This is a genomic window from Aphanizomenon flos-aquae FACHB-1287 (genome assembly GCF_014698755.1).
In the GTDB taxonomy this organism is placed as follows: Bacteria; Cyanobacteriota; Cyanobacteriia; order Cyanobacteriales; family Nostocaceae; genus Dolichospermum; species Dolichospermum flosaquae.
In genome coordinates this window covers 21,549-35,159 of record NZ_JACJTO010000006.1, presented here as the reverse complement: position 1 = coordinate 35,159, position 13,611 = coordinate 21,549, and the positions used below count along the sequence as shown (strand labels likewise).

Below are 13,611 nucleotides of genomic sequence, written 5' to 3'. Positions count from 1 at the left end.
TTTTTTCTTAATCCTTAACCATGCTAGATTAACAGATTTTGGTGGATTCATTGCCTTTGAGTCAGGATTTATAAGATATTCTCAATAATCAAAAAAGTTCCTTTTTCGGTTTTAGGGTTATACAGGTTGAGAATGAAAAAATGAAAATGGGGGTTGTAAATTTTGTGCCTCATTCAAGTGCATACCGTTAGGACTGATATTAGCTATACTAATTTTTTAGCTGAAACTTCTGTAATTGCCAGTCCCTGACAAATCAACGTACATTTTTAACTAAGGTAACTTAACGTGACTGCCCATACTGATGAAATTTACCAACTAATTGTCGATATTGATAACTTACTATCTTACAGTCCTAAAGGTCTTTCTAAATTCCTGTCCAACCAAGGACAACAGGAAAAAGAGGTTTTACAACGAGTGCGTGACTTTTTGGTGCGACTACAGGAAGATGAGGTATCAAAAAATCAAGTATTAAAGGACGATATTTTACCAGAAATAACTGACTCAGATCCTAAACCAGCTTTTTCATCTCTATTAGCGCAATTTAACCAACAGAGTCAACCCGTATCTGCTTTAGATTCTTCTTCACAGCAACTAGACTTAACTGGTATTGAAACAGCACAAATCAAGCAAGAATTAACTGTCTTATTGCAACCCTTAAAAACAGAATTATCGAGTTTATTGGCGGAAAGAGCCGATTTAACCGAAGAAATTAAGCAACTAGAGCAAAAGCGACTACAAAACCACTCCTTAAGTCAGCAGTTAGCTAACCGAGAGAAAATGATTTCTGAATTTTTAGAAGTCCTCATGAGTCGTTTAGTACCACATTTAATATCAAATTCTGGGTCAATAATTAACCCTAATTTACATAATTTAGAAGCAATTAGCTCGGCTATTCAGCCTATTTTAGAATCAGCAGAACGGGTAGAGCAGTTAGCAAATTTAGCTTATAATTTAGATCAACGTTTACTATCTCTAGATGGAACTGTCAATATTGTTTTTCAAGCTCTAGAACGTAATATTAACACCTATTATCAGTCTTTGTCTCAAGCATTAGATAAAATGCACGGTCAGGGGATGCAAGGTGAACAATTAATGGCAAATTTCCTTAATAATTTGACTCGATATTTACAACAGCAAGTTTTGATTAATGAGCCTTCTATTTCTCATGTCAATACTCAGGCTATTTCTGTATCACCATTATTAGATCAATCCCTACCCATTGAAGATTTAAAACCTTCAGAAGATATATTTATAGAAACTTCTGCTGCGGAAATATTGCCAATTAATTTGGATACAGGGTTATTAGATGAACAATCACAATCTGCAAAGGATTTAGGGTTAAAAAATGCTGATGATGTAGACGAACTTTATGCAAGTTTCTTTGATGCTTCAACTTATCAATCTCTAAATTTCTCATTTTCTGCTGATATTTTACATGAGGAAAATCAAGGTTTATCTAGTGATTACACAGTGGTTAATGATGATTTATCGACGGTAGAAATTAGTAGTTCTTCAGTTTCTATGATAGCCGACAGCACTATTTTAGCAGAAGAGGAAAATGCAGAAGAGGAAAATTATGATCTGCCAGTTATAGTTTCTAATGTTTCTACAGAGTTTGAAGTTACATTTTTCCCAGATAAAGGAGAAGTAGAACAACACAAAGAGGTAAATCCTGCAGATACAATTGTAGTTCTAACTGATTTATTGTTAGATACTAGTTATGAAGAAAGATCATCAGAAGTCCTAAATCAATGGGATGATTCAAGAAGACAAGCTGAAAATCATGATCTAGCTTTAGATACCCAGCAATCGCCAGTATTAGGGCAAAATTTGGCTGATTTTGACCAATCATTAAATTATGGTGGGGAATCTATAACTAAATTAGACTCTGAAAGTCAGGAAGTAGATTTAAGTTTAACAACTCAGAAATATATAGAAGTTGAAAAAATAGATTCTTCCTGGTATTTAGGAATTGATATTGGGACAACGGGAATTTCTGCGGCTTTATTAAATCACTCTAAATTGGTAGTTTATCCAATTTATTGGTCAGCCGAAACTCAAAATGGTAGTCCGGCCTTTCAACAATCTTTCCGATTACCAGCAGAAGTTTATTTACCTACTAATCCAAGTTCTCATCATAGCAAAAATGGAGAATCAGAATCTGCCCCTCATCTTTATTCAGCACAGTTAAAGCCTTATTTACAAATAGCAGTTCCCTACCAACCAGAACGACAAAAATGGGAACCAATGTTGCAATTAAATGAGTTTTCTGCAGGTCCATTAATTTGGGTTCTGCGATCGCTCTCTAAGTTATTATCAACTCTGAGATCTAGTCAAACTAGTACCACACCGGCTTTAATTGCTAATCCTGTGGGCATGAATACACCAACATTTTCTGAAGTAATTAAGAATATTGCTGGTGTAATCTGCACTTGTCCTTCCAATTGGACAGAACAATATCGTTTTAATATTCGAGAAGCAATTATCACCAGTGAACTGGTTTCTCATCCCCAACAAATCTTATTTTTAGAGGAAGCGATCGCTAGTTTACTGCCAGAATTAGACAGTGCTAATGGTCAATCTATCCAAATTAGTGAAAATCAGGGTTTACGTCCCTTAAAAACCAGTAATTATCCCCTGCTAGGGAACACTTTAGCCATTAATATTGGAGCGACACTTGTAGAAATGGCCTTGGTTGACATACCAGCAAATTTGGGAGAATTAACACACAAAGACTTTATGCTCCATAATTTTGCCTACTCTGGCAAGGGCATTGAACAAGATATTATTTGTCAGTTACTACTACCACCAAAATCTCGGCAAACCCGGCAACCGGGACAATCGGATCATGAAGCAGCTAATACTAATCCTTGGCATTGGCAACCGTCAATTCCTGGTTTAGACCAAATGCAATTTTCTAGTTTGGGTTTGGAAGCTTTGACATTACCTAAGGTAGGAGAACCAGATACAGAAGCTCGCATTCATCTCCAACAACGTTTAGAAAGTTCCCTTCTCGGACAAGCTTTATTAGATGCCGCTTTGGCTTTAAAATTGATTTTACAGCACCAAGAAACCTTTACCCTAGAATTTGCCGACCAACGTTGGGTATTACAGCGCCGAGATTTGGAAAGTCAAGTCTTTGTTCCCTTTGTCCGTCGTCTTAATCGAGAGCTTAACAAATTATTAGTAGCCCGTGGTATTCCTACGGAAGCTATTAATCAAGCTGTCCTCAGTGGTGGTGTGGCTTCTGTGGGCACTATTAACCGTTGGTTACGACAAAAATTGCCTAATGCCAAGATTATTCAAGACTTATATCTTAGTGAAACTGGCGCTCCTAATTGTAGTCGAGTTGCATTAGGTTTGAGTGTGTTATCTTTGCATCCCCAATTTTTAGACATATCTAAACAACAATACACAGATTATTTCTTGTTTTCTGAATTGCTAAAACTTTTACCTAACCGTTCTTTGTCCTTTGGTGAAGTTTTGCAGTTATTTGAAAGTCGTGGAATCAATACCCGTACCTGTCAACAGCGGTTATTAGCTTTCTTGGAAGGTGAACTACCACCGGGCTTAATTCCTGCGGCTTCAGATCACCTTTGGCTTACCCATCAATCTCAGGAAAATCCTGACTACAAAGCGATTTCTTCCTTAAAATCAGGTATAGATTCTCCACCACTCTTTGAAAAACAAGGTAATCTCTCCTATCGTCCCAATGCTCAACAGGTCCAGTTATTACTGCATTATTTAGATGCTATCAAATCCAGTAACGTTCAATCCTTTGACGAACCATACAGTTACATATTATAATCCTAGAGAATAATTAGCTAAGTGTTAACGATCATGAACTTACTAAAATATTTCTTGAATCCAAAAAAACTAGTCGGTATTATTTCATCAACACTATTAGTCGCATCTGTCTGTCCTAAACAGTTACTGGCACAGCCATTACCAATGAAAATAAGTCTGGATTTCCCATCTGGAGATTCCAGAGGCGCACCCAACTCCACAATTGGTGGAGGCAGAAGAGGAAATTCATGTATCACACCTGACGATGAGAAAGGCTCTGTGACTGCTTTAATGCCCAATCCAGATAATAAAAGCCTCACCGTTTCCGGAACTCCAGAATTCTATTTTTATATTCCCATAACTACAGCAACTACCGGGGAATTTATACTCAAATCTGATGGAGAAAATATTTACGAAAAATCCTTTAAACTCCCTGGTAAACCAGGAATAGTAAAACTAAAAATCCCCGCCGAATCTGCCCTGAAAATAGGTTCAACATATAAATGGTACTTCTCAATTATTTGTAATAATGATGACAGAAGCTACGATGAAATTATACAGGGGGTGATAAAACGAACAGCGATCAGTGAATCTTTAAATAAGGATATTCAGCAGACAACACCTCTAAAAAAAGCAGAAATTTATGCTGAGCATAATATTTGGGCAGAAGTCCTCAGCAATATTTCTTACTTACGCGAACCAAAATTAGATGAATGGGATCAACTTCTCAAATCGGTTGGGTTAGAAAAAATATCCCGAGAAAATGTAGTTGATTGTTGCACATCAAACCCTGAATCTAAGTAAAGATGCGTGCAGAAAAGCTGAAAAATTTTCTTTGGCAAGGACGGGGCTTATGGAGTACTACGCCGGTAATAGCCTTCACAGTAATTCTCATCCGTTCCGCAGGTTTATTGCAGGGCTGGGAATGGGGGCTTTTTGACCAGTATATGCGTTGGCGACCTCCAGAACCCCGTGACAACCGCATTGTCATCGTCGGCATTGATGAAAAAGACCTGGATAATCTCAAACAGCCAACCATAACAGATCAAGTCTTAGCTGACCTCCTCAACAAACTCAAAGCCAGAAAACCAAGAGCTATTGGACTCGATGTGTATCGTAACTTACCTTTACCACCTGGTACTTCAAAATTAGAACAGGTATTTAAATCTACCCCTAATCTAGTTGGTATCCAGAAAGTAGTAGGAAAAAACAGATACGAACGAGTAGATCCACCACCAATCCTCAAATCTCTGGAACAAGTGGGTGCAAATGACCTAGTGGTTGATGCAGATAGCAAGGTGCGTCGCGGTTTAATGTATATAAGCACAGAGGGTGGTGAACCAGTTTACAGTTTCAGCTTACATTTAGCTTTGCGTTATCTGAAACAAGAGGGAATTAGTGCCAGCAAAGATTTTCAACTGGGGAAAACTAAATTTATTCCCTTTGAAAGTAATGATGGTGGTTATGTGCATGCTGATGATGGTGGCTACCAGATATTGATTAACTATCGAGGAAAAAACAGTCACTTTGACACTGTTTCCATGACAGATATTATCGAAGACAAAGTACCTACTAATTGGGGAAAAGATCGTATTATCTTGATTGGGTATATAGGAGAGAGTCTCAAAGACTCATTTTTTACCCCCTACAGTAGCGGACTTCTTGGACTCGCAACACAAATGAGTGGGATAGAAATTCATGCTAATCTCACCAGCCAAATTATCAGTGCAGCCTTAGAAAATCGCTATCTATTTAAAACTTGGTCAGAACCTCAAGAGTGGGTGTGGATACTATTTTGGAGCGGGGTTGGCGCGTTCTGGAGTTGGAGCTTGCGATTACAAACATTCCAGAGGATAGCTTTTATTGTCATGGCAGCAGGCGCTTTACTAGGTAGCACCTATCTAGCTTTCCTGTGGGGTTGGTGGCTACCCGTAGTCCCACCATTTTTAGCACTGATATCCTCAGTGATTGCTATCACAGCTTACATTGCTCGCACGGCTGGAGACATCCGCAAGGTATTCGGACGTTACTTAACGGATGAAGTTGTGGCTAATTTACTAGAAAGTCCAGAAGGATTGAAACTTGGTGGTGAACGGCGGCAAATAACCATCTTTACCTCTGACCTAAGAGGATTTACAGCCACATCAGAAAGATTACCACCAGAAGAAGTTGTAAAAATCCTCAACTTTTATCTGGAATGTATGGCAGATGAAATCACCAAATATCAAGGAACCATTGATGAATTCATGGGTGATGGGATTTTGGTACTCTTTGGCGCTCCCACTGCCAGAGATGATGACGCTGCTAGAGCCGTTGCTTGCGGTATCGCCATGCAGTTGGCTATGGTCAAAGTTAATGCTAAAATGCAGGAATGGGGCTTGCCACCTCTAGAAATGGGTATCGGTATTAATACAGGTGTTGTAGTAGTGGGAAATATTGGCTCAGAAAAGCGCACTAAGTATGGTATCGTTGGCAGTCAAGTAAATTTAACTTACCGCATCGAGGGCTACACCACAGGCGGCGAAATTATTATTTCTGAATCTACTTTCCAAAAAGTAGAGTCAATAGTGGTAATTGACAGTCAAATGCAAGTGACCCCAAAAGGGGTTCAACAACCAATCAATGTCTATAAAATAGCTGGTGTCGCTGGCGAATACAATCTTTTTCTCTCTCAATATCAGGAAGAATTATGCACCCTCCCTGAACCTATTCCCATTGAATATTCATTGGTGGATGGTAAAGATATCAGTAGTTTATCGGTCAAAGGAATGTTAGTGAGACTTGCAACCAAAGAGGCAGAAATTCGTTTTGTCAATGAAGAACTTCAAGAAGCCCCCGCTTCCCTGAGCAATATCAAACTTAATCTATGTACACCAAATCAACCAGGCGAAACAGGTGATATCTATGCTAAAGTTACAGAAAAACCTGCTCAAATAGGTCATTTTTGCATTCGCTTTACTGCCAAACCTCCAGAAATTACCACCAAATTCAGCACTTTAATTGAACAAATTAATTCACAGAGTTCTCAATAATTCAGGAATTAGAAGTCAGGATAATTTTAAAACTAACATAGCAAAATGACAAAGTTGATATTTTTAGGTTCTGGTTCAGCTTTTACAGTTGGTGCCAATAATTTTCAGTCCAATATGCTTTTAGTGACAGAGAAAAATCATAAACTGTTAATTGACTGTGGCACTGATATTAGACTTTCTCTCCATGCGGCTGGTTTATCATATCTTGATATTACCGATATTTATATTAGTCATCTCCACTCCGATCATGTGGGAGGGCTTGAATATATTGCTTTTAGTACATTATTTGACCCCAGATGTCAAAAGCCAAATATTTATTTAAGCAAGGATGTTTCCACAAATCTTTGGGATAGAACTTTATCAGGTGGATTAAGATTTCTTGAGGGCGATATTGCCACTATGAATACATTTTTTGAGCAGCATAAAATTGACCGTAACGGTCATTTTACTTGGCAAGAAATTAAATTTGACCTTGTTAAAGTTGCTCATGTTGATAATGGTTTTTATAGGATGCCAAGCTATGGATTATTTTTTACATTAGAAGGCGTTAAGATATTTTTATCTACAGATACCCAATTATGTTTAGATGAAAATCAAGAATACTATGAACAGGCAGATATAATTTTTCATGATTGTGAAACCTCACACTATCAAACTCCTGTTCATGCCAATTATGGAGAATTATCAGAACTACCAGCAACAATCAAGAATAAAATGTGGTTATATGGTTATCAGCCAGGACTTTTGCCTGATGCCAAAAAAGATGGTTTTTGCGGTTTTGTAAAGTGCGGACAGGTTTTTCAATTTCCCTTAGTCCAAAAGCATCAATTGTTTGAACCAATGTCAAAAGTTTCATAGTTTATTTATTCATACTAGCCAACCTCCTGGTTTATACAGCAAGTTCAGTTTGAGTGAGGTACACCTTATGCGGGCTCTTGCCCGCACCACAGAAGTTTTATCCTTAATATTTGTACTTCATAATACCGGGAACTTGGCTATTAGTCATGACTACACCACACCAGCTATGAGAATCGATTGTGAGACGGGTGAGATGAGAATGAAATAGACCTGGGTTTAGAGTCGGTCTTTCATTTTACAATCACCTAATCACTAACAAAAAACTGGCTTTTTGTTAATAAATCTAAAACTACTGTCACCATACAAGCACTAGAAACAAGGGCCATTAAAACCACAGGAGATAAATTATTCCCGGCAATGGCTAAGAATAAAATAAAACTTCCTGCACCTAGACGATAGGTGCTCAAAATTCTCCGTTTTTTCATTTTATCCAAAACACAATTCGTGAAGTTAGTTACGGCTAAAACCATTAAGGATAGTGCTACCGCGCCACAAAAAAGCCAACGTTCATTTGCCGGTAAAACATTAACTCCACTTTGGGTAATTATATGCTCAACCCCTACCCCTACTGCTACTAAACCTATAGCCAGCAAAAGGTGAGAATAAAGCCAAGTTAGAAAGACTTTGATTCTACCTAATTTCATGGCTTCTACTGGTGAAGCATCAACGCTATCAAAATAAAGCCACCAGAAACTAAAAGCTATACTCACACCCAACACGGCAGTTAATACGGAGAAGGTATCCCATTGCTTTTCTGCTACACCTCGCACCACTGCGGCCATTGATTCACCCAAAACAATGATTGTAAATAGTCCTATTCGTTCTGGAACATGAGACATATTTGGTGGGATCTTAACTGCTAAATGACCTGTACCGAGTGGAGTAATAAATTCTACAATCAAACCCAGTGTCCAGCATCCAAAACGCCAGGGAATTGGCACAAACAGTGAACCTAACCAAAATACAACGCCAATACTACAGCCTTTAACATACCAACTGGTTAAGGGACGGGCTTGTGGTACATGATGCCCTGCAATTAGGTATTGCAGGATGAGAATACAGCGAGCAGCTATGTATGAAATAGCAAATCTATGGGAAGATGTATTGAGACCGTGATGGAAATTTACTGTCAAAGCGATGATAATTGACATTTGCAGCAGAGTTAGCAAGCGATCGCTAAGATCATCAGTATCAAACAAAGTAGCGTAAAAAGTAGCACCTACCCAACACCACCATATTGGTATAAACATGGCAACAAAGCCAACGAGTCCCCCCAGTGAAATATCCTTACTCAAATTGTGAGATAATTCAGCGATCGCTGCCACAAATACTAGATCATAGAAGAGTTCTAGCCAAGTTGCACGTCGTTCTTCATGCTGTTCGTCAATGCGTAATCTAGGCGCTTGCCACAAACCTTTTTTCATATGTTTAGATTCTGAAAAATACTAACAAAAAAACATTTTATGGGGTTTATGGTTTATTATCAAATGATAAAGTGACATAAGCTAATTTATTTTTGTGAATTTAGGGGCATTTTTGTCGTGGCATTACAAGATTTATACATTATTGGCACTGAAAATTTTCAGAATTGGAGTCCAGGTTATAACAAATCAGGTTACTTAAAAGTATTACCGCATCCAAGCGAAAAAGTTGTCTTTAAAAACCCATTTTCTGACTGGCAAAGAGGTAATCAAAATGGTCAATTTACATCAACAAATACAACTGGAACTTACTATTCGAGTTGGGGACCTGATAAAGACTTAGATGTCACCTTAGACATGAGGCATCTGAGCCAGATTAACATTGATGGCTTTGGTATTTTAAAAGCAGGTGATGGCTTCATTCCCTGGTTAAAAGACCAAACAGGCAGTAAAACAACAGCCTATGAATTTCTCCGAGCATATAATGGTTTAATTCCCGGTCCATTGCTGGTTGCAGATCCCGGCGACACAATCAAAATTACCCTCAAAAATCATTTGGAGCCTAGCTCAGTTGCTCCATCTGCACCAGAAGAAGACACAAACCTACATACACATGGATTACACGTCTCACCTTTAGGTCCAGGAGATAACGTTCTTGTCAGTGTGGCTGCTGGAGATACAAGAGAAATATCAATTAAGATACCTGATAATCATTTTCTCGGATTGGACTGGTATCATCCCCACATACATGGGATGACTAGTCAGCAAGTGGCTTCTGGTTTGGGAGGTCTTTTAGCAATTAACCCGGCATACAACTTGCCAGATCTGAATAAATTTAATCCTACTACAGAGCCATTTTATACAATGGCTATTAACACCTTTGGGATTCAACAACAACTGAGAACACCAAATCCCAATGATCCTTTAAACAAAAGTGGAGATAGATTAGAAGTTCCTGCTGGTACACCTCTACAACTAACAGATGGGTCATATACACTTTCGGATGCAGTCTTTGCTGGTTACAACGCTAAACCTCTAAACTATGACCCAACCAAACCAACTGGGAATCCTGATCCTGCTAACATGTCATCTGAATATGGTGGTGGAGGTTTAGCAGAGCCAGTAGAAAATGTGATCCACACCGTCAACGGGCAATACAACCCAACTATAGAAAGCGTTCAAACAGGTAAATGGAGTCTGTTCTCATTTGCCAACATGAGCGTTAATTCCTTCTTTGTTATACAGTTGATCTATGATGATGGAAATGGCAATCTAACACCTGAAACAGTTAATTTGGTGTCTTTAGACGGTGATGCCAGTGGCGTAGTTGAGGGTACGAGAAGAGAAATAACAAACTTGCCAGTTTTAGCTCCTGGTCAGCGTGTTTCTATTCAACACGCTTTCACTAAGCCCGGTAAATACTATTTTCTGGCCAATGGCACAAATGAAGTCCTAGATCCAAAGTACGTATCTGAACAAATTGGGGAGAAAGGGTTTAGCGATGGACACTTAATTTGGGCTCCTCAAGTTTTAGCAACAGTGGACGTGACAGGTAGTGCAATAGCACCAGGTCAACTGCCTCCTTTTCCCCAAGCCTATGACGTTTTAGTCCAAGAAAGTCAAGAGATTAGTGCGACTATACAAGCAGCTAAAAACGGTGATGTTGATCGGCAAAGAACTTTTGTCTGGGATGCCAACATAGGTGGCGCTATCCAGGCTGGTAATTCTCCCAGTGATACCAAAGTAGAAACCTTTGAAGGTACATATACAATCAACGGGAAATATTATTCCACAGATCCTGCTAAGGGTATGCCTCCACTGACAATACCCATGTTGGGGACAAAAGAAATTTGGACTATTGTGAATAAATCGGGATTGCCAAATCCCGACTTTAATGGACAGACGATACCAGGTACACCGATTCCACTACCTAACATACCTTTACCAGAATGGCATCCATTCCATATTCACCAAAATGACTTTACTGTTTTAGAAATTAATGGTTTGAAGGTAGAAGATATTAATCAAACCTATTTGGCTGGAGTCTTAGCTGACACAATTAATCTACCTCCCGCCTATATTGATGGTACTGTCACCCCAGATAATCCCTATGGTACACCATTCAATAGCTTTATACCTGGCACTGTGGGTAAAGCATCAGAAGTCAAAATCCTGATGAGTTTTGAGGATTTCCCAGGTAGTTATGTCAATCACTGTCATATCCTCTTCCATGAAGATGCAGGGATGATGACCGTCATTAGGGTGGTTCTCAATACCCAAGATACTTGGTTAGGTCTGGGGGTTGATCAGAATGCCGATGGTCAAATAGAGTTATTCAGAGCTAACAACTATCAACAAGGCATCACTCTTACACCTTACGGTCAAAACTTCAGCCAAGGAATAGATGTTGCGATCGCTGATGTTAATTACAAGTTTAAACATGATAATAAAAATCAGAATGTCACAGATAACGTCACTGATATTATTACCATCCAACGATCTTTGGAAAAAGCTAGTGAAAAGTTCACCGTTAAAGTATTTGATGGTGAAACACTAATTCAGAAGCAAAAAGCAGGGGCTAAAGAAGTTAAGAACTCAGAAAATGCTGCCCTGTTAATTACAGAAATCAATCCTTTCCAAGATATTACGCCAACAACTGACCAAGAGGCATCAGTAGCATCTGCTGACATAGATGGTGACGGCTTTGCTGATATAGTTGTCGGTTTAGGTGGCGGTATTGTACCAATCATTGAGATTTATAGCGGTAAAGATTATCACCTAATGAGCCGCATTGCTCCCTTCCATCACGAAACTTTCACGGGTAAAATCAACTTAGCCGTTGGTGATATCAACGGCGATAATTATGACGATATTATTGTCGGACAGGGCAGTGGTGGCCATGGTTTAGTAGAAGTTTACAACGGGATCTTAATCAGTGAAAAAGGTACTTTAGTTGCCAGGTATACAGCACATACAACAGTGCTATTGTCCAAAAAATTCCAACCCTATGGTCCTAACTACACTGGGGAAGTAGATGTCACATCTGGCTATATTCTCCAGAGACCAGATCAGCCAAATGGATCACCTACTCAAACCAATAATGCCAACTTAACTACAATTGCTAAGAGTGGTAAACCTGATGGTTATGAACAAATTCAGGTGTTTACTTATACAGGAAAAAGTGGTAGTCATAGTCATAATACGACTTCTCAAAGTAGTGATCCAGAAGACGAACTTCGCCTTGATGTATCATTAACCCCCATTGGTAACACCCAAGAAATTTTGGGAACTTTTGCGGATCTTCCCGGCTTATCCAAAGGTGAACCAGTTATGTTTACCCGCCAATCAAGTGGTGAGTATAATATAGTTCACATGGGTTCAGGCAATACACCAGAATCAGTTACCTTTGGTAAGCCATCAGTTCCAGAAATAAACCAAGACAATAACTCAGATATTTTCACCCTCAACGGTGGTAGTAATGGTAAAGTCAAATTGAAAGTTACCCTTGAACAAAGTAGTTCTAGTTTAGTCAATGAACTAGCAGTGTTTGTTGTGGATGGAGATGATGGCAATATCGGTGGTATAGCTCCAGGAGCATCTGGTTACACTGATGCAGCTTTAGGACGAGCCAAAGTTTTATTCTCAGCTATTTCCAATCTACCTAGTGGCTTTAATATCAGTGATGCTGTCAGCTTGTTAGAATTTGACTCTGGTGCGAAAGTGAGATTCTTGTTAGTTAATAACAGCACTTTAGACTCTGTATCATCTGGATTCACTCCTAAAACAGAAATTTTGTTTTCGGATACCTCACAAAACATAGAAAGTTTAACTGGGGGCAAATTTTCCTTGAAGTGGAAAGATAAATCTGGTGACAGTAATTTTAAAGTCAAAGTTGATGTCAGCACTGAGACCACCATCAAAGGAACGAGTTTCCAAGGTAGCTCAGTAGGAGAAGTCCTTGATTTTAGATCTGCTACTACTGATGTCCAGGCTGAGTTTAAAGTCTACAGAGAAGCAGCATTTAATAACTTTGTCGGGTTTTATCCCATTTTAGATGAGCAAGGGAAAATTGATACTAATAAAGATGGTAAAGCCGATTTCGCCCCAGGAGATGCAGGTTATCTTCAAGCTGCTATTAACTTATACCTGAAAGATATACGTCTATCTGTTAGCAACCAAGGGGAGGCGACTTACCAAGGTACCTTTGCTAAAGGCTCACTTTTTGTACCATTTATTATTGCTAATGGTACACCAGAGGCGGTTTTAAGTGGAAGTTCTAGCAACATTCCCGCAGTTTACTTCCCATTCTTAAGAGCTAATTCCGATCAGGCTGATCATATTCGTTTACTAGGCAATAACCTCTTTGGTTTTGAAGATTTACCAACTGGCAGTAGTGACAAAGATTACAATGACATAATTGTGAAAATTAATTTGGGGTGAACTAGCTTAGTTTCATCAATGCCTAGGGTAGGTTTACACGAAAAATTGATGTCCTAGGCATCCTGTCTGTTGCT

Annotated in this window: 7 protein-coding genes; 6 read left to right on the top strand and 1 reads right to left on the bottom strand. The window is 38.9% G+C overall.

The annotated features are described in order from the left end of the window. Window positions 1-285 precede the first annotated feature (285 nt). From H6G44_RS04405 to H6G44_RS04385, 5 genes are all read left to right on the top strand, one after another. Window positions 286-3,807 carry a hypothetical protein gene (locus H6G44_RS04405; RefSeq protein WP_190387325.1) on the top strand — a complete coding sequence of 1,174 codons (3,522 nt, stop codon included), beginning with the start codon at window positions 286-288 and terminating at the stop codon, window positions 3,805-3,807. Between the two features lie 33 nt (window positions 3,808-3,840). Then, entirely contained in the window at window positions 3,841-4,590 is a 750-nt protein-coding gene (locus H6G44_RS04400) for a DUF928 domain-containing protein (protein WP_190387324.1), read from the top strand. A 2-nt stretch (window positions 4,591-4,592) separates the two neighbouring features. Next, window positions 4,593-6,818 carry a CHASE2 domain-containing protein gene (locus H6G44_RS04395; RefSeq protein ID WP_190387323.1) on the top strand — a complete coding sequence of 742 codons (2,226 nt, stop codon included), beginning with the start codon at window positions 4,593-4,595 and terminating at the stop codon, window positions 6,816-6,818. Window positions 6,819-6,863: 45 nt separating this feature from the next. Then, the gene (locus H6G44_RS04390; RefSeq protein WP_190387322.1) at window positions 6,864-7,676 is read left to right on the top strand and encodes an MBL fold metallo-hydrolase; all 813 of its coding nucleotides are present in this window, start codon (window positions 6,864-6,866) and stop codon (window positions 7,674-7,676) included. 67 nt (window positions 7,677-7,743) lie between these two features. Next, on the top strand, window positions 7,744-7,884 hold the full coding sequence (locus tag H6G44_RS04385) for a hypothetical protein (RefSeq protein ID WP_190387321.1): 141 nt from the start codon (window positions 7,744-7,746) through the stop codon (window positions 7,882-7,884). A 37-nt stretch (window positions 7,885-7,921) separates the two neighbouring features. On the opposite strand, the gene H6G44_RS04380 is transcribed toward H6G44_RS04385, so the two are convergent. Continuing rightward, on the bottom strand, window positions 7,922-9,100 hold the full coding sequence (locus H6G44_RS04380) for a low temperature requirement protein A (RefSeq protein ID WP_190387320.1): 1,179 nt from the start codon (window positions 9,098-9,100) through the stop codon (window positions 7,922-7,924). A 117-nt stretch (window positions 9,101-9,217) separates the two neighbouring features. Between H6G44_RS04380 and H6G44_RS04375 the strand changes: the two genes are divergently transcribed. Continuing rightward, entirely contained in the window at window positions 9,218-13,537 is a 4,320-nt protein-coding gene (locus H6G44_RS04375; RefSeq protein ID WP_190387319.1) for a DUF4114 domain-containing protein, read from the top strand. Window positions 13,538-13,611: the final 74 nt, after the last annotated feature.